A 19,568-nucleotide genomic window follows, 5' to 3' on the forward strand; every position below is an offset into this window, starting at 1 on the left:
GGTCCTACCAGACGGGATCATAGAAACCGCACGTCAGGGCGCCGCTCTCCGCTGCGCGCCGACTGCCGGCTGCTCACCCATGCGCGACCATGACGTGGCGGACCACAGTGTAGTCCTCCAGCGCATAGAGCGACATGTCCTTGCCATAGCCCGACTGCTTGATGCCGCCATGCGGCATCTCATTGGTGAGCATGAAGTGGGTGTTGATCCAGGTGCAGCCATATTGCAGCCGCGCGGCGGTCGCCATGGCGCGCGAAATGTCCTTGGTCCACACCGACGAGGCAAGGCCATAGTCGGAATCGTTGGCCCAGTTCACGGCTTCGTCCACATCGGAGAAGCGGGTGACGGAGACAACGGGTCCGAACACCTCGCGCTGCACGATCTCATCTTCCTGCAGCGCGCCGGCCACGACGGTGGGCTGATAATAGAAGCCGCCGCCCTCGCCCGGTCTGCCGCCGGTGGTGATCTCGATGTGCTTGCGCTCGGTGGCGCGCTCGACGAAGCTCGCCACGCGGTCGCGCTGGCGGCTGGAGATGAGCGGCCCGATCTCGTTTTCGGTATCGTCGGGCAGGTTGTACTTGATCGTGGATACGGCCGAGGTGAGCTCGGCCACCAGCTTGTCGTAGATCTTCCTGCCGGCATAGATGCGGCAGGCGGCGGTGCAGTCCTGGCCGGCATTGTAGTAGCCGAAGGCGCGGACGCCGTTGACGACTGCTTCCAGGTCCGCGTCGTCGAAGACGATGACCGGGGCCTTGCCGCCCAGTTCCAGATGGGTGCGCTTGACCGAGCGGGCGGCCGCCTGCAGCACCTTCTTGCCGGTGGCGATGTCGCCGGTGATCGAGATCATGTTGACCTTGGGATGGTTGATCAGCGCATTGCCGACGCTTTCGCCGCGGCCGAGCACGATGTTGACCACGCCCTCGGGCAGCACTTCGGCCAGGATGCGGCCGAGCTTCAGCGCTGTCAGCGGCGTCTGTTCGGAAGGCTTGAACACCACCGTGTTGCCGCCGGCAATGGCCGGCGCCAGCTTCCAGGCCATCATCATCAGCGGATAGTTCCACGGTGCGATGGAAGCGACGATGCCGACCGGGTCGCGGCGGATCATCGAGGTATGGCCCGCAATGTATTCGCCGGCGACGACGCCCGGCATGGTGCGCACCGCGCCTGCAAAGAAGCGATAGCAATCCACCAGCGCCGGGATCTCGTCGTTAAGCACGGCGTTGACGGGCTTGCCGCAGTTCAGCGCCTCTAGCTTGGCGAAGCTCTCGGCCTCCGCCTCGATGCGCTCGGCGATCTTGAGCAGATAGCCGGAGCGCTCCGCCGGGGTAGTGCGCGACCATGAAGCGAAGGCCTTCTCGGCCGAGGCGACCGCGGCATCGATCTGCGCCTGGCTGGCCTCGGGCAGTTTGAGGATGGTTTCGCCGGTCCTGGGGTTGAGGATAGGCTCTTCGGTTTCCGTACCGCTTTCAAAGCGTGAACCGATCAGCATCTCGGTGTACATGATGTCTCTCTCCCTTTGAATTCTACTTGCCGCTGCCGGCGACCTGGTCGCCTTCGCGGGTCAGGTAATAGGCGGCGAGGATGGGCAGGAACGTCACCAGCACCACAACCATCGCCACCACATTGGTGACCGGGCGCTGGCGCGGCCGCACCAGTTCCTCCAGCATCCAGATCGGCAGCGTCTGCTGCTGGCCGGCGGTGAAGGTGGTGACGATGACCTCGTCGAAGGAAAGCGCAAAGGCCAGCATGCCGCCGGCAAGAAGCGCGGTGCCGATATTGGGCAGCACCACATGCCGGAAGGTCTGGAAGCCGTCGGCGCCCAGGTCCATCGAGGCCTCGATCATCGAACCGGAGGTGCGGCGGAAGCGCGCCACGGCGTTGTTGTAGACCACGACCACGCAGAAGGTGGCGTGGCCGAGGATGATCGTCCAGAACGAGAACGGGATGTCGGCCAGGTTGAAGGCCGAGCGCAAAGCGATGCCGGTGATGATACCGGGCAGCGCAATCGGCAAGATCACCAGCAGCGACACCACCTCGCGACCGAAGAATTTTGTTTGGCTCACGGCAGCCGCACACAGCGTGCCGAGCACCAGCGCGATTGCCGTGGCGATCGACGCCACCTTGACCGACAGGCCAAGTGCGGCCCACACGTCTGGCCGGTTCCAGGCGACCGACAGCCAGTTCAGCGTGAAGCCGGGCGGCGGCCACTGGTAGGTCTTTTCTTCCGTCGTGAAGGCGTAGACAAAGATCAGCAGGATCGGCAGGTGCAGGAACAGGAGCCCCGCCGCCGCTGCGAGCTTGACGCCGAGGGGCGCGGACTGGTTGCGATCAGAGCGCATGGATGCCTCCCACTGCTATGAGAGGAGCCTTACCCCCACCCCTGACCCCTCCCCACAAGGGGGAGGGGGATTTCTGACACACTCGCTTGCGCGAAACTTTTCCCGTCCGCGGCTTGTAGATGTGGAGGACGCGACGGAAAGGTTCCCCTCCCCCTTGTGGGGAGGGGTTAGGGGTGGGGGTCAGTTCACATGGACTACAGCGCATCGAAAGCCCCCATGCGCTTGGCGCCCCACAGATAAAAACCCATGATGACGACCGGGACGACGGTGAAGGCGGCGGCCAGCGGAATGTTGCCGGCCGTGCCCTGCTGGGCGTAGACGGCCTGGCCGATGAACAGGCGCGAGGTGCCGACGATCTGCGGGATGATGTAGTCGCCCAGCGTCAGCGAGAAGGTGAAGATGGAGCCCGCCACGATGCCCGGCAGCGCCAGCGGAAACAGCACGTTGCGGAAGGTCTGGCCCGGCGAGGCGCCGAGGTCGGACGAGGCCTCGACCAGATTGCCCGGCACGCGCTCGAGTGCTGCCTGGATCGGCAGGATCATGAAGGGCAGCCAGACATAGACGAAGACGATGAAGGTGCCGGTGAACGAGACCGACAGCGAGTTGCCCCCGACATAGGGCAGCGACAGCCAGGCATCGAGCAGCCAGGAGAGGTGCAGCTTGTCGAACAGCCAGGTCAGGATGCCTTCCTTGGCGAGGATCAGCTTCCAGGCATAGACCTTGACCAGATAGCTCGACCACAAGGGCAGCATGACGCCGAGATAGAACAGCGCCTTCCATTTGCCGCGCGCATAGCGGGCCGCGTAATAGGCGATGGGGAAGGCGACGACCGCCGAGGCGAGCGTCACGCTGGCCGCCATGGTGACGGTGCGCAGGATGATGTCGATATTGGCGGCCTGGAGAAGGTCGCCATATGTCTTCAGCGTGAACTGCCGGTCGATGAGGCCGGAGAACTCGTCGATCGAGAAGAAGCTCTGCAACAGCAGCGCAAACAGCGCCCCGAGATAGACGATGCCGAGCCAGAGCAGCGGCGGCAGCAGCATCAGGAACAGCAGCAGCTTCGGCCGGCGCCAGAAAGTGTCGGAGAGGGTACCCGCTATACCGCCCCGGCTGGGCAGGATGGCGGGCGCGGCGCGCGCGGAGATGACGGCGGACGCGCTCATGACGCTTCGTCCATCAGGTGCAGGTCGGAGGGCGACCACGAGAGGCGGATGTCGGCGCCGTCATCCGGCAATGGCAGGCCGGCCGGCGCGACGACATGCAGGCGCACGCCCTCGGCCTCGACGGCGATGCGGTTGGTGGCGCCGAGGAAGCTGCGCGATTTCACCGTGCCGGACACGCCGGCTCCGGTGCCGTCGCCAAGGCGGATTTTTTCGGGCCGCAGGCTCGCCCAGCGGCGCGCGCCGCCATGGCGGGCGACGAAATCGGGCGGCAGCACGTTGGAGGAGCCGACGAAATCGGCGACGAAGCGCGATTGCGGCCGCTCATAAATATCCTGCGGCGTGCCGACCTGCATGATGCGGCCGTCGTTGAACACGGCGACGCGGTCGGCCATGGACAGCGCCTCGCCCTGGTCGTGGGTGACGAAGACGAAGGTGATGCCAAGCGCGCGCTGCAGGAGCTTCAGCTCCTCCTGCATGTTCTCGCGCAGCTTGAGGTCCAGCGCGCCGAGCGGTTCGTCGAGCAGCAGCACGCGCGGCTTGTTGATCAGCGCGCGGGCAAGCGCGACGCGCTGGCGCTGGCCGCCGGAAAGCTGGCTGGGCTTGCGCGCGCCATAGCCGGGAAGCTGCACCAGCTTCAGCGCCTCTTCCGCCTGCCTGCCGCGCTCGGCACGGGAAACGCCCTTGACCATCAGCCCATAGGCGACGTTGTCGAGCACGTTGAGATGCGGAAACAGCGCGTAGTCCTGGAACACGGTGTTGACGTTGCGGCGATAGGGCGGGACGCCCTCGGCGCGCTCGCCGAATATCCTGATGCTGCCGCCGGTCGGCTGTTCGAAGCCGGCTACGAGGCGCAAGCACGTGGTCTTGCCCGAGCCCGAAGGGCCGAGCATGGCGAAGAACTCGCCCGGCCTGATGTCGAGATCGACCGCATCGACCGCGCGCACGGCGCCGAAGTGGCGGGAGACATTTTCGAAGGAAACGGCTGAGGTCATGCTTGTCTAGCTTTCTTGATACACAAGCCCCCTCACCCGGCCGCGGAGCCTGTCCTAGGGCTCGCCAAAGGCAAGACCCGGGGGCGGCCACCCTCTCCCCGTTGGGAGAGGAGGGAGCATGGAAACGCAACGCCCACCTCCCCCTTGTGGGGAGATCGCGCCGAAGGCGAGGGTGGGGGTAAAGTTGAAATGCAGGTGCGAAAGCACCCCCACCCCGGCGCTGCGATCTTGCCCTTCGCTTCCGCTTCGGGCGTTCGTGGTTTCAATCGACAAATCTTTGTCGATTGATCGCCTGCGGCGAGCACCACTCCCCCCTACAAGGGGAGGTGAAAAGGCTTACCGCCCGCCGATCACGGCGATGTAGTCGGAGACCCAGCGGTAATAGGGCACGCACTCGCCCTGGCTCGCGCACTTGGCCACCGGCGTGCGCCAGAACCTGATCTTGGCGAAGTCTTCGAAGCCGTTGGTCTTGCAGCCCTCGTCGCCCAGCAGCTCGTTGCCCTTACAGGCGGCCGGTACGGCCGGGTTGGAGCCGAACCAGGCGGCAAGATCGCCCTGCACCTTGGGCGACAGCGAATGCTCCATCCACATATAGGCGCAGTTGGGGTTGGCGGCGTCGGCATGCAGCATGGTGGTGTCGGCCCAGCCGGTGGCGCCCTCTTCCGGAATGGTCGAGGCGATGGGCTGGTCTTCCGACTTCAGCAGGTTGACCTGGAACGGCCACGAACCGGAGGCCACCACGCCTTCGTTCTTGAAGTCGTCGACCTGGATCATGGCGTCGTGCCAGTAGCGGCCGGCCAGCGTGCGCTGTACGCGCAGCAGGTCGAGCGCTGCCTTGTACTGGTCTTCGTTCAGCTCGTAGGGGTCCTTGATGCCAAGCTCGGGCTTGTGCGCCATGAGATAGTTGGAAGCGTCAGCGATGTGGATCGGGCCGTCATAGGCCTGGATGCGGCCCTTGTTGGACTTGCCGTCCGGGAAATCCATCGGCTCGAACACGACATTCCAGCTCTTGGGCGCTTCCTTGAAGACATGGGTGCTGTACATCAGCACGTTGGGGCCCCACTGGTAGGGCACGCCGTAATGGACGTTGTCGACCGTGAACCACGGCGCGTTCTGCAGGCGTTCGTCCACCGTCTTCCAGCTCGGAATGAGATCGACATTGACCGGCTGCACGCGCTTGCCGGCCACCAGCCGCAGCGAAGCGTCGCCCGAGGCGGTGACCAGGTCGAAGCCGCCCTCGTTCATCAGCGCGACCATTTCGTCGGAGGTGGCGGCGGTCTTGACGTTGACCTTGCAGCCCGTCTGCTTCTCGAAATCCGTGACCCAGTCATAGGCCTTGTCGGTTTCGCCGCGCTCGATATAACCCGGCCAGGCGACGATATTGACCTGACCTTCGCCCTTGCCAAGTTCCTTGAGCATTTCCTGCGCCACGACCTGGCCGGAAAAGCTCATCGCAACTGCGATTGCAGTACACGTCTTCAGAAACGACTTCATGTCTTCTTCTCTCCCATTGTGTGGCCGCTCTGGACGGCGGCACTGATCCCTGGATGAGAAGTTGATCCGAAAGCGGAGCATTCGCAAACGGATTTATCAGAAAGACGATATCGGTTTTTCCGATAGGTCAGGCCCGCTGCCGGCTTTGTCGCTGCAACTGCGCCACGCCGATGAAATCGCGCGCTGCCTGCGGCAAGGTGGAGCCGCGCCGCCAGACCATGCCGACCTGCACCGCCGGCAGCGAGCCGGAAATGTCGCGCGACTCGATGCGGTCGCCTTCCAGCGACCATGGCCGGTAGACGAGGTCCGGCAGCAGCGTGACGCCTGCCCCGGTGGCGACAAGGCTGCGCACTGCCTCCACCGAGCGGGTACGGAAGGCGACATGCGGGCGCGCGCCGAAGGCCGAAAGCAGCTTGCCGGTGTTTTCCTCGATCTCGTCCACCGTCAGCATGATCAGCGGCTCGGCGGCGATGTCGTTGATGCCGATGATGTCGGCGTCGACCAGCGCATGGCCGAGCGGCAGCCATAGCCTGTAGGGCGAGACCTCGAGGATCTCGGCCTGCAGAGCCATGCGGTCGCGCAGGTTGGAGATGATCATGACGGCGACGTCGAGTTCGCCGCCGATCAGCAGGTGTTCGAGGTAGTCGCCGTTGTCCTCGATGGCCGAGACCTCGATGGAAGGAAAGGCGCGGCGGTAGCGCGCGAGCAGATCGGACAGCACATAGCCGGCCACCAGCGAGGTGACGCCGAGCTGAAGGCGGCCGCCGACCCGTTCCGGCGTTTCGGTGAATGTGCGCCGCGCATCCGAGACATTGGCAAGGATCTTTGTGGCGTGGCGCAGGAACTGGTGGCCCTTGTGGGTGATGGTAAGCCCGCGCGGATGGCGTTCGAACAACTCGACGCCGAGGTCCCGCTCCAGATCCTTGATCGCCTCGGTAACCGCCGACTGGGAGATCGAAAGGTTCTGCGCCGCGCCAGAGACCGTGCCCTGCTCGGCCACCGCGACGAAAAACTGCAACTGCCTGATCGTGAACGCCATGGCGCGACTAAACACGGGCGCATAGCGCTTGGGAAGAGGCAGCGCGGAGGCGACGAAGCTCGAAACCGCAGGCTCAGGCCTCCAGCGCCGCAGCTTCCTCGGGTGCATTGGGTTCCGAAGCAGGCGGCGCGACGGGCGGTTTGGCGATGTCTCCCCATCTCAGCTTCTTGTAGTCGAAGCCATATTCCAGCGTCGGCTTCACCACCTGAAAATAGGGAGAGAGGTCGAAATCGCGCGGCGTATAGAGTGAGTGGTGGCGGATGTGCAGGATCTCCTGCCGCATGTAGCGCGACTGCGCCGCGGCGCGGCCGGGGGCTGGCGTGATGCGCGGCAGGATCGGGTAGCGAATGCGCCCGAAGGCTTCGGCGATCAGCGAGGAGCAGATTGCGCGCGTGGGGTCGCCCGAACCGAAGGCGATCATGCGGCGGCGCCAGCGCACCGGCACCGGCGGCGTCGGCAGGAAATAGCGCAGCATGTCGAAGATGTTCTTCATGTCGTATCTCAGGCCCAGACGCGAGATCATGAACTCGACCACCTCGCGCCGGTCTTCCGGTGTCAGGCCGCGCGCCCGGCAGATGCGGGTGTTGTAGGTGCGGTATTTCGAAAGCGGCACCGCCACGCAGCCCTGCCCGAGATTGACCTCGACCAGACGCGGCCGTTCCGAGCCGTCTTCCGGCGTCGGCAGGGCGTCGCCCACATAGAGGCAGGAGTGCGACCAGGTGGACTGGGTAAGATATTTGATAGCCGCCGAGACCTTCTGGTTGCCTTCGACCAGCAGCACGTCTCCCGGCTGCAAGACGCGGTGCAGGGTCTCCGGGTCGGAGGGCGTGTAGGGCTCGTAGCCGGAGGATTCCTGCTGCAGCCGCGCGGCCAGCCAGCGCCCGAACCGGTCCAGCAGCGTGTCGGTTGCGGCAGTCATTGCCGGGCTCCGCAGAGGTCGGCCCGGAAAGGCGGATCGATGCGACTGCTCATGAAGGCTCCGCCGGCCGGCCCGAAAGCGCCAGCGATGCGTTGTAGTAGGCCGCCTGCCCCGTGACCTCGCGCCCGACCCAGGACGGTAGCGCGGCATCAGGCACCTCGTCGGGCGTCTCCAATTCGGCCAGCACCAGCCCCTCCAGGTCGCCGCCAAAGACATCGACCTCGTAGAGGTAACCGCCATGACGGACATGATAGCGGGTCTTCTCGATGACATTGCCCAGTGCGAAGGCCAGCATCTCCTCGGCCTCGGCCAGTGGGATCGGATATTCGAACTCGTCGCGCGCCTTCGCCTGAGCCCCGAACTTCAGCGTCAGCAGCGCCTGCCCGTCGCGAATGCGTATGCGCACCGTGCGGTCGGGCGCTGCGGCGACATAGAACTGGCGGATCGACGAAGACGACGACGCGGAGCCGCGCCAGCCTTCATCCGCCAACAGGAACTTGCGTTCGATTTCCTTCGCCATGCGCGAGAATAAAGCCCAAGCGGCGCAGCGGAGCAAGACGGGCTTGCAATTAATCAATCGATTGATTAAAAACGCAGCATGGACCGAAAGCCGAAAAACGGGCGCGCACGCAGCGCCACCTCCGCCGCCAGCGACCAGACCCGCACCGCCCTGGTGCATGCGGCGCTGCAACTGTTCGGCGCCAAGGGTTTTGACGGCACCTCCACCCGCGAGATCGCGGCACTCGCCAAGGCCAATATCGGCTCCATCGCCTATCATTTCGGCGGCAAGGAAGGCCTGCGGCTGGGCGCGGCCGACTACATCGTGGAGACCATCCAGCGCGTCGCCACCCAGGCACTGGATGGCGTTCCGCCTGTGGGCGAGGCGCCGGCCTCGGCGGAAGCCGCGCGCCAGCAGTTGCGCGGGGCGATCGAGCGCATGGTTCAATTCATCGTCGCGCGCCCCGAAGCGGGCGAGATCGTGCAGTTCCTGCTGCGCGAGCTTTCGCATCCCACCGCAGCGCTGGACCGCATCTATGCCGGCGTGTTCGAGCCGCTGCACCGCCGGCTCTGCGCCATCTGGGAGGCCGCCACGGGCGATGCGGCCGAAAGCGACAGGACCAAGCTGACGGTCTTCACCCTTATCGGCCAGGTCATCTATTTCCGCATCGGCCAGGAGGCGGTGAAGCGGCGCATGGGCTGGGCCGCCATCGGGCCTGCGGAGGCAGCTGCGGTGGCCGCGGTGGCCAAGAACAACCTCGCCGCGATGCTGGCATTCCACGAAATGACGCCGCCGAAAGACAAGACATCATGAGCCTGCTTTGCGCCATTCCAGTCATTGTCTCGCTGCTGCAGGCCTGCGGCACCACTCCGCTTGCAGTCGGCTATGTGGAAGGCGACTTCGTGCTGCTGGCGCCGATCGAAGTGGCACAGGTGCACTCTCTTGCAGTCGCGCGCGGTGACCGGGTCGAGAAAGACCAGACGATAGCGGTTGCCGAGGATACCGACGCCAAGATCGCGGTAACCCAGGCGGAAGACGCGCTTGCCCAGGCGCAGGCCCAGCTGGCCGACCTGCTGGTCGGCCGCCGGCCGGAAGAAATCGCAGTGCTGGAAGCGTCAGTGCGCACGGCCAAGGCGCAAGCGGCGGCGGCAAAGCGCACTCTGGTTCGCACGCAGGACCTGAACAAGCATGGCTTCGCCACCCAGGCGCAACTGGACGACGCCACCACCCAGGTCGAGGTGACCGAGGCGGCGATCGGCCAGAGCGAGGCCAACCTGGCGGTGGGCCGCCTGCCCGCGCGGCCGGAGACGATCAAGGCCGCGGACAATGCCGTGAAGGTGGCGCAGTCGCAACTCGACCAGGCCCGCTGGCGCCTTTCAAAGCGCACCATCACCGCGCCCGCGCCGGGCCGCGTCACCGATGTCATCCGGAATCCGGGCGATCTCGCCGGCCCTTCCGCGCCGGTGATCTCGATGCTGCCGGACGACGCGGTCAAGCTGAAGGTCTACGTGCCGGAGGAGAAATTCTCGGCTGTGAAGTTCGGGGACGTGCTTTCGGTCCATTGCGACGGGTGCCCCTCCGGGCTCCAGGCGCGGGTGAGCTACGTTTCGCCGGACCCTGAATTCACCCCGCCGGTCATCTACTCGCTGGAGACGCGACAGAAGCTCGTCTACCTCATCGAGGCGCGGCCGATCGGCACCCACACTCCGCTGCAGCCGGGCCAGATCGTCGACGTGGACCTGGCGAGCCAATAGCAAAGCCATGAGACGGGCGCACGAAAAGCCATGAACGCCATCGAAGTCACCGGGCTGGTCAAGCGCTTCGGCACCCACACCGTGGTCGACCATGTGTCGATGAGCGTAGCCGAGGGCGAGATTGTCGGCTTTCTTGGGCCCAATGGCTCCGGCAAGACCACCACCATCCGCATGATGTGCGGACTGCTGACCCCCGACGAGGGCGGCGGCCAGGTGCTGGGCTATGACCTGCGCACCGAGGCGCTGAAGATCAAGCGCGAGGTGGGCTACATGACCCAGCGCTTCTCCTTCTACGAAGACCTGACGATCGCCGAGAACCTGGAGTTCGTCGCGCGGCTCTACCGGCTGAAGCCGGTGAAGCAGCATGTCGCCCGCACGCTTGAGGAGCTCGGGCTGGTCTCGCGCAGCAATCAATTGGCCGGCACCCTGTCGGGCGGCTGGAAGCAGCGCCTTGCGCTTGCCGCCTGCATCATGCACAGGCCCAAGCTGCTTCTGCTTGACGAGCCCACGGCGGGAGTCGACCCCAAGGCGCGGCGCGAGTTCTGGGACGAGATCCACCGTCTCGCCAATGAGGGCCTGACCGTGCTGGTCTCGACACACTACATGGACGAGGCCGAGCGCTGCCACCGCATCAGCTACATCTCCTTCGGCAAGATGCTGGCCACCGGCACGGTGGACGAGGTGATCGCAGCCGCCGGGCTGACGACCTTCGTGGTCACCGGACCACGGCTAGGTAAGGTGGCGGCCGAGCTGGAAGGCATGCCCGGCGTCGACCAGGTCGCGCCCTTCGGCACGACCCTGCACGTGGTTGGTTCCGACAGGGCTAAGCTGGAAACGGCGCTGGAGCACGTCAAGCGCCGCGACGGCATCACCGTCGAGGCCGGCCAGACCAGCCTGGAGGATGTGTTCATCCAGTTCATGGGCAAGGCGAAGGGCAACGGCAGATGAACACCGTGTTTTCCTTCGCCCGGCTCGGCGCCCTGCTGATGAAGGAATTCATCCAGATGCGGCGCGACCGGCTGACCTTCGCCATGATGCTCGGCGTGCCGCTGATGCAGCTGCTGCTGTTCGGCTACGCTATCAACAACGACCCCAAGAGCCTGCCGACCGCTTTGGTGACGACCAGCAACGACCACTACACGCGCGCCATGGTCTCGGCGCTGGAGATGACCGGCTACTACCGCTTCGACCATGTCGTGCGCAGCGCCGCGGAGGCCGAGGCACTGATCGCCAACGGCACGGTCTCCTTCGTCGTCACCATTCCGTCGGACCTTGCCCGGCGCGTGGACAACGGCGACAACCCGCAGATCCTGATCGAGGCCGATGCCACCGACCCCGCGGCGGCCAGCGGCGCGATATCGACGCTCGGCACCGTGGCCAGCCAGGCGCTGCTGCGCGAGCAGGGCATGCAGGAGGCGGCCGACGAGACCAACAAGAGCCAGCTGCAGGTGATCGTGCACCGGCGCTACAACCCCGAAATCATCTCCCAATACAACATCGTGCCCGGGCTGCTCGGTGTCATCCTGCAGATGACCATGGTGATGATGACCGCCATGGCGCTGACCCGCGAGACCGAACGCGGCACCATGGAAAACCTGCTGGCAATGCCCGCAAGCCCGGCCGAGATCATGCTCGGCAAGGTCCTGCCCTATCTGGTCGTCGGGGCCGTGCAGATGGTGGTGGTGCTGGTGGCGGCCAAGCTCCTGTTCGGCGTGCCGTTCATCGGCTCGCTGACCCTGCTCCTGTCGAGCGTCCTGATCTTCGTGCTGGCGCTGGTGCTGCTCGGCTACACGATCTCGACCGTATCGCGCACGCAGATGCAGGCCATGCAGCTGACCTTCTTCTTCTTCCTGCCGTCGATCCTGCTGTCGGGCTTCATGTTTCCCTATCGCGGCATGCCCGACTGGGCGCAGGTATTCGGCGAGATCTTCCCGCTGACCCACTTCCTGCGCGTCGTTCGAGGCGTGATGCTGAAAGGTGCCGACTTCCAGGCGATCGCCAGCGAGGTGGTGGCGCTGCTTGTCTTCGTGGTGCTGTTTGCGACGATGGCGCTGCTGCGCTTCCGCCGCACGCTGGATTGAGGCAAACTCCGCGGCGCCGGAACAGCTTCAGTTCTCGGGCGACGTCGGCGGGGGAAGAACCGCAATGCTTCGCAGTTCAGGATTTTGCTGCCTTGTTGCCCTGCTAGCGGCTGTGCTGCCCGCTTTCCACGCGGTAGCCGACGAACTTTACCAGGCGAAAGCTGTCGTCAGCGGACAGGGAGAGGAACGCCGGGCGCTCGGGTTTGCCCTGTGCCTCAAGGATGTGGTGGCCAAGGTTTCGGGCGACCCGCGCCTGACGGACGATCCGAAGGTGGCTGCGCTGGCAGGCAAGGCGGCTTCATTCGTGACCGGTTTCAGCTATCGCGACCGTCTCGGCGGCATACCGCTCCATGACGAACAGGGAAGCTATGACAGGCCGCATGATCTGACCTGCGATTTCGACCGGCAGAAGATTGACGCCCTGCTCGCCAGCCTGGGCCGCCGGCCATGGGCCACGCCCCGCCCGCGCATTGTTCTCCTCGTCGGCATCAGGGACATGAAAGGCAAGACCTTCACACTGGCCGAAGACAGCGCCGACGCCCGCGACCAGGACATGCGCGGCGCACTGGCCGCTGCGGCGGATCGCTCCGCCCTGCCCTTCGTTCTGCCTCCGCAAGCCGTTCTTGCTGAGGCTTCGGACGGCCAGACCGGCAATCTCGATCGGATCGCGAAGACGGCAGGCTCAGATTTGGTCGTAGCCGGCACCCTTTCCTGGAGCGACGAGGCGCTGGGCTGGGTTGCGCAGTGGCGGCTTTCAGCACAGGGAAAGACCTATCGCTGGCAGGCGCGTGGCGTGGGCTTCGACGATGCATTTCGCAATGTGGTCAGCGGCGCGGCGCAGATCCTCTCCGGAAACGGCCAGCCCGCCGACCTCGTGAAGTGAACGGCCGAGCGGCGGTGGCTCGCTCGGTTCAAGCCTCAGCCAAGCCGCACGCGCTGGCGCTGCTGGCCGCCTGCCTTGCGCCAAGCCTTCAGACGATGGGTTGCGGCGGCAAAAGAAATCTTCATCGCCCGCGCCACGGAGTAGCGGCTATGGCCCGCGTCGAACAGGCGATAGCAGCACTCCACGCCGTCCGCCGTCAGCTTGCCGTCGCAGGTCTTGTTGCGCGGGTCGGCGGGGTCGAATTCCTGCGCCGGCGGCTGCAGCATTCCTCTCAGCCGGTCGAGATCGGCCTGGATGCTGGTGATGAGTTCGAGGACGAGCGTGGTGTCGATAGCAGTATTTATGGCCGGCATCGGACCATCCTTCCATCGGTGCATCCGGTCCATATAGGCGAAGGTATAGCTATAAAAAGACCGATCCCGATTTCTTGATCCGGCCTCATATCGGCCGTTGACCGGGCCGTAAGCGTCACATAGTTTAGAACCATTCTAAACTAATGGATTCCACTCATGCTTTCCCGCGTACTCGGCATTGGCCGCCGCCCGTTCGAATCCCTCTCGGAACAGGAAATCCTGGCGCTGGCGATCTCCTCGGAGGAGGACGACGCGCGCATCTATCGTGCATATGCCGACGGGCTGGCCGAACAATATCCGGACTCGGCCAAGGTGTTCGAGGAGATGGCGGAGGAAGAGGACGGCCACCGGGCCGCGCTGATCGAGCTGCATCGCAAGCGCTTCGGCGACCGTATTCCGCTGATCCGGCGCGAGCATGTGCGCGGCTATTACGACCGCAAGCCGGACTGGCTGGTGCGGCCGCTTGGGCTGGACAAGGTGCGCGCCATGGCCGAGCAGATGGAAGAGCAGGCCTACCGCTTTTACATGGAGGCCATCAAGCACACGACCGACGCCTCCACCCGCAAGCTGCTGGGCGACCTTGCGGCGGCTGAAAAGGCGCATGAATCGCTGGCGGTGCGTCTCGGCCGCAAGCACCTCACCGACGAGGTACTCGCCGAGGAAGGCGCGACCGAGCGGCGGCAGTTCATCCTGACCTATATCCAGCCGGGCCTGGCCGGGCTGATGGACGGTTCCGTCTCCACGCTGGCGCCGATCTTCGCCGCCGCCTTCGCCACGCAGGACACCTGGCAAACCTTCCTCGTCGGCCTGTCGGCGTCGGTGGGCGCGGGCATTTCCATGGGCTTCACCGAAGCCGCCCATGACGACGGCAAGATCTCCGGCCGCGGCTCGCCGCTGATCCGGGGCCTGGCCTCGGGCATCATGACGGCAATCGGCGGGCTGGGGCATGCCCTGCCCTATCTGATCACTGATTTCTGGACCGCGACGACCATCGCGGTGATCGTCGTGTTCTTCGAATTGTGGGCGATCGTCTTCATCCAGAACCGCTTCATGGAAACGCCCTGGCTACGCGCCACGTTCCAAGTTGTGCTGGGCGGCGCGCTGGTGCTGGCCGCAGGCGTGCTGATCGGCAACGCCTAGCGAGCCCAAGCCCCTTAGCCATGCACGCCCCGGCTGTCGGCCGGGGCTTCGCCGCGCTCGGCCATGCCATAGTCGCGCAGCACATGCGCGATGCGCAGCCGGTAGTCCTCGAATATGCCTGCGCGCCCCGCCTTCTGCGCCTGTCGATGCTCCTCGGTGTTGCGCCACGCGTTCACCGCCTCCTCGTCGCGCCAGAACGAAAGCGAGAGCACGCGGCGGGGATCGGACAGGCTCTGAAACCGTTCGATCGACACAAACCCGTCGGCACCGGCGAGCAGCGGCCTGAGTTCGGCGGCGATGCCGAGATAGGCATCGTAGCGGTCGGCCGCTGGCGTGGCCTCGAAGATCACCGCGATCATGGACGCACCAGCGCGGCATGCGGGGCCGAGACCAGCTTCAGGAAGATGCGGTCTTCTCGCCGGATGAATTTTTTCTCCTGCGCGAAGGCATAATTTTCGCGGCCGAGCGGGTCGGCGGCAAGCCTCGACCGATAGGCTTCGTAATCCGCGAGGCTGTCGAGCGTGTAGGCCGCGTAAGCTGTCGTGGCCGAGCCCTCGTGCGGCGCGAAATAGCCGATCAGGTCGGCGCCGCAGCGCGGGATGGCCTGGCCCCAGTTGCGCGCATAGCGCTCGAAATCCGCCTTTCCGGTCGGCTCGATTTCGTAGCGGATGAAGCAGGTGATGCTCATATCGTCTCCTTTCCATGAACGATGCCTTGAATGCCGGCCACGCTTCGATGCGGAACGAAGCGTCGGCGGCGAATTCGTGTCAGGCTGGTCAGCGGCGCCAGAACGGCTTGGCGCGTTCGCGTTCGACCATGCCCGGAGGAATGCCGATGTCGCGCAGTATGTGGTCGTCCAGTTCGGTGAGATGCCGGCGCTGCCGCCAGCGCTCGCACCAGACAGAGAGCCGCCGCAATGCCGGGCGCCTTGATCGGTTCTCCACCGGCGATGCGCCCTCGGCGCTCGCGTCATCGATGTCCGTCTTCATGTCCATGCCGGCGACCATAGCCGCTTGCCCGACATGAATGCTTCGACTAGCATCGAACCATGCGAAACAGCCCAGACATAGCCCGCATCGCAAGCCTGGTGGGAGACCCCGCCCGCGCCAACATGCTGACGGCGCTGATGGGGGGCGGTGCGCTGACCGCAAGCGAGCTGGCGCTGGAAGCCGGCGTGACCGTGCAGACGGCAAGCTCGCATCTCTCAAAGCTGCTGGAGGGCGGGTTGCTGTCGCTCGCCGCGCAAGGCCGCCACCGCTATTACGGCCTTGCCAATGCGCAGGTCGCGGCGATGCTGGAATCGATCATGGGCGTGGCGGCCGCTGCCGGGCCGAAGCGGGTGCGCCCCGGCCCGCGCGAGGCAACGATGCGCGAGGCGCGCATCTGCTACGACCACCTCGCCGGCGACCATGCGGTGGCCATGCTCGACGGTTTTCTCGCCCGCAACATCCTGAGCCGCGAAGGCGAGCGCATCGTGCTGGGGGAAGCCGGCCCGTCCTTCTTCAGTGCCGTCGGCATCGAGCCGGACCAGCTTGGAAAGTCGCGCCGCCCGGTCTGCCGAGCCTGCCTGGATTGGAGCGTCCGGCGCTCGCATCTGGCGGGCTCGCTGGGAGCGGCGATCTTCGACAGGATCCTTGCCGAGAAATGGGCGCGCCGGGAAGCGGGCAGCCGCGCAATCATCTTTTCCCCGCCCGGCAGACGCGCCTTCGAGAAGACTTTTCTGCCCTGATTTTTTCCTGTGGTCTCGGGCCGGATTCAGCCCGCATTCCGTTGCGTAAAAGGCACACTCTGCCGCCAGGCGTCGACCGCCGGCGAAAGAGCGCGAAACCACCTCTTTTCGGCCACGATTGGAGGCTTTTTCGGGCAAAGATTAACAACGCGTTCACGGACTATTCACGACCGCACGCTATCATTGGTCTGCATTCGGAAGGGGGCTTCCGACGGACTGGGATTTTTAGACATGGCTCTCTGGAATCGCATCATCAGCTACGCAATCGCGCTGCGCGAATTCATCGCTCCGACCTACCGTCCGGAACGCCATTACATGCGCGGTCCCGGCCCGGCCTGCGAGCGCCGCCGCAACGCCAAGCCCAATGTGCGGCCTTCTTTCAGTGAACGGCTTCGCCCTGAATTCTGATCGCCACGGGCGCATCTCCGCCCGCGCCCGCCCCGGCGCTTGACCGCCATTTTCGCGCGCGGCCAAGCCCGGCGCGATCCGCAGCAGCGCTGCCAGCCAAAACGCCCCCATCCCGGCTAAACAATCTTTCGGCGGCGACGAACGCCACCAGACATGGCCGTTCGGCAGCGGCCGTAGCCGCCGCCCGGCCTCAAATCACCACATGTCGTGATCGGCGTTGAGCGCGCCGAGAACGGGATGCTGCCGCAGCCCGTTGCACAGCCGCTCGACATTGGGCAGCGCGGCGCGCGCCTGTTCCGGCTGCGGGTGCCAGGAATAGAGCATCAGCAGATAGACATCCGCCAGCGAGAGGCTGTCGCCCGCCAGCCAGCCGCGGCCCTCGAGCGACCGGTCGATGATGGCAAGGCCGCGATCGATTTCCGCCAGGGCAGATGCCTCGACGGCGGCCTTGCCGTCGGGATCGGCCGTATAGCGCGGCGCGTAATAGAGGCGCAGGATCGCGGGGTAGAGCGCGGAGGACATGAAGGCCATCCAACGCAGGAAATCGGCGCGCGCCTCCTCGCCGAGGCCGGGCGCGAGGCCCGCTTCCGGATGGCGCTCCCCCAGCAGGATGCAGATGGCTGCGGTTTCGGTCATCGTGCCGCCTTCGGGCAGCGCCAGCGCCGGCACCTGGCCGAGCGGGCTGACTTTCAGGAACTGCGGATCGGCAGCCTCCGACCTGGCCACGTTGATCCGTTCATAGGGCACATTGGCCAGCGCGAATGCCGCCTCGGCCACGAAGCCGCCGCTGCCTGGGCGCGTATAGAGTCTGTACATGAAGTTCCTCCCACCGGCCGATCGCCGGTCGGGGAGATTTGATCGCTATCGAGCCCCCGCTCAACCGGGCGGCCACCGCGCCACACCGGTTTTTTCAGCGGTCCAGCGGTACTGTAACCCGGGCTCCTAGCCGCCCAGCCCTTCGAACAGGGCCGTGGACAGGTAGCGCTCGGCGAAGGAGGGGATGACCACGACGAGGTTCTTGCCGGCATTTTCCGGCCGCGCGCCGATGATGGCCGCGGCATGCAGCGCCGCGCCCGATGAGATGCCGACCGGCACGCCCTCCAGCCGGGCCACCAACCGTGCATCGGCCAGGGCGTCTTCGTTGGTCACGCGCACGATCTCGTCATAGATCGATGTGTCCAAAACCTTCGGCGCGAAGCCGGCGCCGATGCCCTGGATCTTGTGCGGGCCCGGCTGGCCTCCGGAGAGCACCGGCGAGGCATCCGGCTCCACTGCCACCACCTTCACGTCGGGCTTGCGCTGCTTCAGCACCTGGCCGACACCGGTGATGGTGCCGCCGGTGCCGATGCCGGAAACCAGGATGTCGACCTCGCCCTGGGTGTCGTTCCAGATCTCCTCGGCCGTCGTCTGGCGGTGGATTTCCGGGTTGGCCGGGTTTTCGAACTGCTGCGGGATGATGGCGCCGGGAATGGTGGCGGCCAGCTCATCGGCCTTGGCAATCGCCCCCTTCATGCCCTTGGCGCCCTCGGTCAGCACCAGTTCGGCGCCCAGCAGCGCCAGCATCTTGCGGCGCTCGAGCGACATGGTTTCCGGCATGGTCAGGATCAGGCGATAGCCCTTGGCCGCGGCCGTGAAGGCCAACGCGATGCCGGTGTTGCCCGAGGTCGGCTCGATCAGCGTGGTCTTGCCGGGGGTGATCGTGCCCGCCGCCTCCAGCGCCTCGATCATGGCCACGCCGATGCGGTCCTTGACACTGGCGATGGGATTGAAGAACTCCAGCTTGGCGAGGAGATTGGCCACCACGCCCTTCTCCTTGGCGAACTTGTCGAGGCGCACCAGCGGCGTGTCGCCGATCGTCTCGGTAATCGAGCCGTAGATGCGGCCGCGCCCGGGCGCGCGCGTGTTGAGGGCGGGCTTGTTCATGGGTACTGCTCCACTATGGATTGCCTGAAAATTCTCTTTGCCAAAGGATAGGGCGGCAGCCGGCAAAAACCGAGTGGCGGGCATGCAGAAAAGCCCTGCCGCATAGAATGAAATTCCAAGCGACTGAGAGAGAAGAGAACGCAGTTCCGGAAAGACTGCTCTCAGCGGGCCGCGATGGCTGCAGCCGCGCCGGCCATGAAGGCCGCGGCGGTGCGATTCAGCGCCTTGAGCGCACGCGGCGTTCGGAGCAGCCAGCGCGCCTTGGCCGCCAGCGCCAGATAGGGCACCAGAACGACCAGAAGCACGAGAATTGTGATCACTGCCAACACGCCATAGTCGAACGGCGTGATAGTGCGCAGGTCGACCAGCGTCGGCGTCAGCGCGAGATAGAAGATCATTGTCTTGGGATTGCCCAGCGTGACGGTGAGCCCGGAAAGGAAGGCGCTGAACATGCCGCCCTTGCCCTTGCGCGCCTCGACATTCTCGGGCGTGATGCCGCTGCGCCAGAAAGTCCAGGCAAGATAGGCAAGATAGGCCACGCCCAGCCATTTGATGACCAGGAACACGGTTCCGAAGGTCTGCGCCACCAGCGCCAGCCCAAGCACCACTGCAGTGAGATAGGTAAGGTCGCCGCAGATCAGCCCGAGCGACATGGCCAGCGACGAGCGGAAACCGGAACCGAGTGCGCGCGCCACGAGTGCGGTAACGCCGGGTCCGGGAATGGCGGCGGCAACGGCGAGCGCGCCGCTATAGGCAAGGAATCCGGCAAGAGTCATGGGACAGCGTATCGCACGCGGCCGCAGCTTTGGGAATGGGCCAGCGCGGCAACGCCATTTGCCGGCGGCAGCGCGT

At 65.3% G+C, this 19,568-nt stretch carries 23 protein-coding genes; 8 read left to right on the forward strand and 15 right to left on the reverse strand.

Annotated elements, in window-relative coordinates; translation table 11 throughout:
• Positions 1–73: 73 nt before the first annotated feature.
• From AC3A4H_RS04235 to AC3A4H_RS04270, 8 genes are all read right to left on the reverse strand, one after another.
• Positions 74–1,501 carry a gamma-aminobutyraldehyde dehydrogenase gene (locus AC3A4H_RS04235; RefSeq protein WP_487765558.1) on the reverse strand — a complete coding sequence of 476 codons (1,428 nt, stop codon included), beginning with the start codon at positions 1,499–1,501 and terminating at the stop codon, positions 74–76.
• Between the two features lie 22 nt (positions 1,502–1,523).
• Positions 1,524–2,339 (reverse strand): ABC transporter permease, encoded by an 816-nt coding sequence (locus tag AC3A4H_RS04240; protein ID WP_487765559.1) that lies wholly within the window; start codon positions 2,337–2,339, stop codon positions 1,524–1,526.
• Between the two features lie 194 nt (positions 2,340–2,533).
• The gene (locus AC3A4H_RS04245) at positions 2,534–3,502 is read right to left on the reverse strand and encodes an ABC transporter permease (RefSeq protein WP_487765560.1); all 969 of its coding nucleotides are present in this window, start codon (positions 3,500–3,502) and stop codon (positions 2,534–2,536) included.
• Positions 3,499–4,494 carry an ABC transporter ATP-binding protein gene (locus AC3A4H_RS04250; protein WP_487765561.1) on the reverse strand — a complete coding sequence of 332 codons (996 nt, stop codon included), beginning with the start codon at positions 4,492–4,494 and terminating at the stop codon, positions 3,499–3,501. The genes AC3A4H_RS04245 and AC3A4H_RS04250 overlap by 4 nt, the downstream gene beginning before the upstream one ends.
• A 336-nt stretch (positions 4,495–4,830) precedes the next feature.
• On the reverse strand, positions 4,831–5,988 hold the full coding sequence (locus AC3A4H_RS04255; RefSeq protein WP_487765562.1) for an ABC transporter substrate-binding protein: 1,158 nt from the start codon (positions 5,986–5,988) through the stop codon (positions 4,831–4,833).
• A gap of 127 nt (positions 5,989–6,115) precedes the next feature.
• Entirely contained in the window at positions 6,116–7,027 is a 912-nt protein-coding gene (locus tag AC3A4H_RS04260) for a LysR family transcriptional regulator (RefSeq protein WP_348778570.1), read from the reverse strand.
• Between the two features lie 73 nt (positions 7,028–7,100).
• On the reverse strand, positions 7,101–7,946 hold the full coding sequence (locus AC3A4H_RS04265; protein WP_348777851.1) for a C40 family peptidase: 846 nt from the start codon (positions 7,944–7,946) through the stop codon (positions 7,101–7,103).
• 49 nt (positions 7,947–7,995) lie between these two features.
• On the reverse strand, positions 7,996–8,466 hold the full coding sequence (locus tag AC3A4H_RS04270; RefSeq protein WP_487765563.1) for a CYTH domain-containing protein: 471 nt from the start codon (positions 8,464–8,466) through the stop codon (positions 7,996–7,998).
• A gap of 78 nt (positions 8,467–8,544) precedes the next feature.
• On the opposite strand from AC3A4H_RS04270, the gene AC3A4H_RS04275 reads away from it, so the two are divergent.
• From AC3A4H_RS04275 to AC3A4H_RS04295, 5 genes are all read left to right on the forward strand, one after another.
• Positions 8,545–9,258, forward strand: a complete 714-nt coding sequence (locus AC3A4H_RS04275; RefSeq protein WP_487765564.1) for a DUF1956 domain-containing protein — start codon at positions 8,545–8,547, stop codon at positions 9,256–9,258.
• Complete coding sequence (locus AC3A4H_RS04280; RefSeq protein WP_487765565.1) at positions 9,255–10,199, forward strand: HlyD family secretion protein; 945 nt, start codon at positions 9,255–9,257, stop codon at positions 10,197–10,199. The genes AC3A4H_RS04275 and AC3A4H_RS04280 overlap by 4 nt, the downstream gene beginning before the upstream one ends.
• Before the next feature lie 30 nt (positions 10,200–10,229).
• The gene (locus tag AC3A4H_RS04285) at positions 10,230–11,147 is read left to right on the forward strand and encodes an ABC transporter ATP-binding protein (RefSeq protein ID WP_487765566.1); all 918 of its coding nucleotides are present in this window, start codon (positions 10,230–10,232) and stop codon (positions 11,145–11,147) included.
• Complete coding sequence (locus AC3A4H_RS04290) at positions 11,144–12,280, forward strand: ABC transporter permease (RefSeq protein WP_487765567.1); 1,137 nt, start codon at positions 11,144–11,146, stop codon at positions 12,278–12,280. The genes AC3A4H_RS04285 and AC3A4H_RS04290 overlap by 4 nt, the downstream gene beginning before the upstream one ends.
• A 64-nt stretch (positions 12,281–12,344) precedes the next feature.
• Positions 12,345–13,163 carry a DUF2066 domain-containing protein gene (locus tag AC3A4H_RS04295; RefSeq protein ID WP_487765568.1) on the forward strand — a complete coding sequence of 273 codons (819 nt, stop codon included), beginning with the start codon at positions 12,345–12,347 and terminating at the stop codon, positions 13,161–13,163.
• 35 nt (positions 13,164–13,198) lie between these two features.
• Here AC3A4H_RS04295 and AC3A4H_RS04300 read toward each other — a convergent pair whose 3' ends face one another.
• On the reverse strand, positions 13,199–13,516 hold the full coding sequence (locus AC3A4H_RS04300) for a hypothetical protein (RefSeq protein WP_348777844.1): 318 nt from the start codon (positions 13,514–13,516) through the stop codon (positions 13,199–13,201).
• Between the two features lie 156 nt (positions 13,517–13,672).
• On the opposite strand from AC3A4H_RS04300, the gene mbfA reads away from it, so the two are divergent.
• Positions 13,673–14,656, forward strand: coding sequence for an iron exporter MbfA (gene mbfA, locus AC3A4H_RS04305; protein ID WP_487765569.1), 984 nt, complete (start codon positions 13,673–13,675; stop codon positions 14,654–14,656).
• A 14-nt stretch (positions 14,657–14,670) separates the two neighbouring features.
• Here the strand turns inward: mbfA and AC3A4H_RS04310 are convergent, their stop codons facing one another.
• The 3 genes from AC3A4H_RS04310 to AC3A4H_RS04320 all read right to left on the reverse strand — a co-directional run bounded on the left by AC3A4H_RS04310 (position 14,671) and on the right by AC3A4H_RS04320 (position 15,651).
• Positions 14,671–15,015: an antibiotic biosynthesis monooxygenase family protein gene (locus AC3A4H_RS04310; RefSeq protein ID WP_487765570.1), complete on the reverse strand. Its 345-nt coding sequence runs from the start codon at positions 15,013–15,015 to the stop codon at positions 14,671–14,673.
• The gene (locus AC3A4H_RS04315) at positions 15,012–15,344 is read right to left on the reverse strand and encodes an NIPSNAP family protein (RefSeq protein WP_487765571.1); all 333 of its coding nucleotides are present in this window, start codon (positions 15,342–15,344) and stop codon (positions 15,012–15,014) included. Before AC3A4H_RS04315 ends, AC3A4H_RS04310 begins: the two co-directional genes overlap by 4 nt.
• A gap of 88 nt (positions 15,345–15,432) precedes the next feature.
• Positions 15,433–15,651, reverse strand: a complete 219-nt coding sequence (locus AC3A4H_RS04320; RefSeq protein WP_487765572.1) for a DUF1127 domain-containing protein — start codon at positions 15,649–15,651, stop codon at positions 15,433–15,435.
• A 53-nt stretch (positions 15,652–15,704) separates the two neighbouring features.
• On the opposite strand from AC3A4H_RS04320, the gene AC3A4H_RS04325 reads away from it, so the two are divergent.
• Positions 15,705–16,385, forward strand: a complete 681-nt coding sequence (locus tag AC3A4H_RS04325; RefSeq protein WP_487765573.1) for an ArsR/SmtB family transcription factor — start codon at positions 15,705–15,707, stop codon at positions 16,383–16,385.
• A 231-nt stretch (positions 16,386–16,616) separates the two neighbouring features.
• On the forward strand, positions 16,617–16,793 hold the full coding sequence (locus AC3A4H_RS04330) for a hypothetical protein (protein ID WP_348777838.1): 177 nt from the start codon (positions 16,617–16,619) through the stop codon (positions 16,791–16,793).
• 195 nt (positions 16,794–16,988) lie between these two features.
• On the opposite strand, the gene AC3A4H_RS04335 is transcribed toward AC3A4H_RS04330, so the two are convergent.
• The 3 genes from AC3A4H_RS04335 to AC3A4H_RS04345 form a co-directional block, all read right to left on the reverse strand.
• A complete protein-coding gene (locus AC3A4H_RS04335) occupies positions 16,989–17,609 on the reverse strand; it encodes a glutathione S-transferase family protein (RefSeq protein WP_487765574.1) in 621 nt (206 codons plus the stop codon).
• A 126-nt stretch (positions 17,610–17,735) separates the two neighbouring features.
• Complete coding sequence (cysK, locus tag AC3A4H_RS04340) at positions 17,736–18,716, reverse strand: cysteine synthase A (RefSeq protein WP_487765575.1); 981 nt, start codon at positions 18,714–18,716, stop codon at positions 17,736–17,738.
• A gap of 161 nt (positions 18,717–18,877) precedes the next feature.
• Positions 18,878–19,492 (reverse strand): LysE family translocator, encoded by a 615-nt coding sequence (locus tag AC3A4H_RS04345; RefSeq protein WP_487765576.1) that lies wholly within the window; start codon positions 19,490–19,492, stop codon positions 18,878–18,880.
• Positions 19,493–19,568 lie beyond the last annotated feature (76 nt).

Source organism: Pseudaminobacter sp. Soil_N_29 (assembly GCF_057656055.1).

Excerpts from the sequence above, each read along its gene's own strand:
- AC3A4H_RS04235 (WP_487765558.1), bottom strand. The coding sequence starts at position 1,501 with ATGTACACCGAGATGCTGATCGGTTCACGCTTTGAAAGCGGTACGGAA.
- AC3A4H_RS04240 (WP_487765559.1), bottom strand. The coding sequence starts at position 2,339 with ATGCGCTCTGATCGCAACCAGTCCGCGCCCCTCGGCGTCAAGCTCGCA.
- AC3A4H_RS04245 (WP_487765560.1), bottom strand. The coding sequence starts at position 3,502 with ATGAGCGCGTCCGCCGTCATCTCCGCGCGCGCCGCGCCCGCCATCCTG.
- AC3A4H_RS04250 (WP_487765561.1), bottom strand. The coding sequence starts at position 4,494 with ATGACCTCAGCCGTTTCCTTCGAAAATGTCTCCCGCCACTTCGGCGCC.
- AC3A4H_RS04255 (WP_487765562.1), bottom strand. The coding sequence starts at position 5,988 with ATGAAGTCGTTTCTGAAGACGTGTACTGCAATCGCAGTTGCGATGAGC.
- AC3A4H_RS04260 (WP_348778570.1), bottom strand. The coding sequence starts at position 7,027 with ATGGCGTTCACGATCAGGCAGTTGCAGTTTTTCGTCGCGGTGGCCGAG.
- AC3A4H_RS04265 (WP_348777851.1), bottom strand. The coding sequence starts at position 7,946 with ATGACTGCCGCAACCGACACGCTGCTGGACCGGTTCGGGCGCTGGCTG.
- AC3A4H_RS04270 (WP_487765563.1), bottom strand. The coding sequence starts at position 8,466 with ATGGCGAAGGAAATCGAACGCAAGTTCCTGTTGGCGGATGAAGGCTGG.
- AC3A4H_RS04275 (WP_487765564.1), top strand. The coding sequence starts at position 8,545 with ATGGACCGAAAGCCGAAAAACGGGCGCGCACGCAGCGCCACCTCCGCC.
- AC3A4H_RS04280 (WP_487765565.1), top strand. The coding sequence starts at position 9,255 with ATGAGCCTGCTTTGCGCCATTCCAGTCATTGTCTCGCTGCTGCAGGCC.
- AC3A4H_RS04285 (WP_487765566.1), top strand. The coding sequence starts at position 10,230 with ATGAACGCCATCGAAGTCACCGGGCTGGTCAAGCGCTTCGGCACCCAC.
- AC3A4H_RS04290 (WP_487765567.1), top strand. The coding sequence starts at position 11,144 with ATGAACACCGTGTTTTCCTTCGCCCGGCTCGGCGCCCTGCTGATGAAG.
- AC3A4H_RS04295 (WP_487765568.1), top strand. The coding sequence starts at position 12,345 with ATGCTTCGCAGTTCAGGATTTTGCTGCCTTGTTGCCCTGCTAGCGGCT.
- AC3A4H_RS04300 (WP_348777844.1), bottom strand. The coding sequence starts at position 13,516 with ATGCCGGCCATAAATACTGCTATCGACACCACGCTCGTCCTCGAACTC.
- mbfA (WP_487765569.1), top strand. The coding sequence starts at position 13,673 with ATGCTTTCCCGCGTACTCGGCATTGGCCGCCGCCCGTTCGAATCCCTC.
- AC3A4H_RS04310 (WP_487765570.1), bottom strand. The coding sequence starts at position 15,015 with ATGATCGCGGTGATCTTCGAGGCCACGCCAGCGGCCGACCGCTACGAT.
- AC3A4H_RS04315 (WP_487765571.1), bottom strand. The coding sequence starts at position 15,344 with ATGAGCATCACCTGCTTCATCCGCTACGAAATCGAGCCGACCGGAAAG.
- AC3A4H_RS04320 (WP_487765572.1), bottom strand. The coding sequence starts at position 15,651 with ATGGACATGAAGACGGACATCGATGACGCGAGCGCCGAGGGCGCATCG.
- AC3A4H_RS04325 (WP_487765573.1), top strand. The coding sequence starts at position 15,705 with ATGCGAAACAGCCCAGACATAGCCCGCATCGCAAGCCTGGTGGGAGAC.
- AC3A4H_RS04330 (WP_348777838.1), top strand. The coding sequence starts at position 16,617 with ATGGCTCTCTGGAATCGCATCATCAGCTACGCAATCGCGCTGCGCGAA.
- AC3A4H_RS04335 (WP_487765574.1), bottom strand. The coding sequence starts at position 17,609 with ATGTACAGACTCTATACGCGCCCAGGCAGCGGCGGCTTCGTGGCCGAG.
- cysK (WP_487765575.1), bottom strand. The coding sequence starts at position 18,716 with ATGAACAAGCCCGCCCTCAACACGCGCGCGCCCGGGCGCGGCCGCATC.
- AC3A4H_RS04345 (WP_487765576.1), bottom strand. The coding sequence starts at position 19,492 with ATGACTCTTGCCGGATTCCTTGCCTATAGCGGCGCGCTCGCCGTTGCC.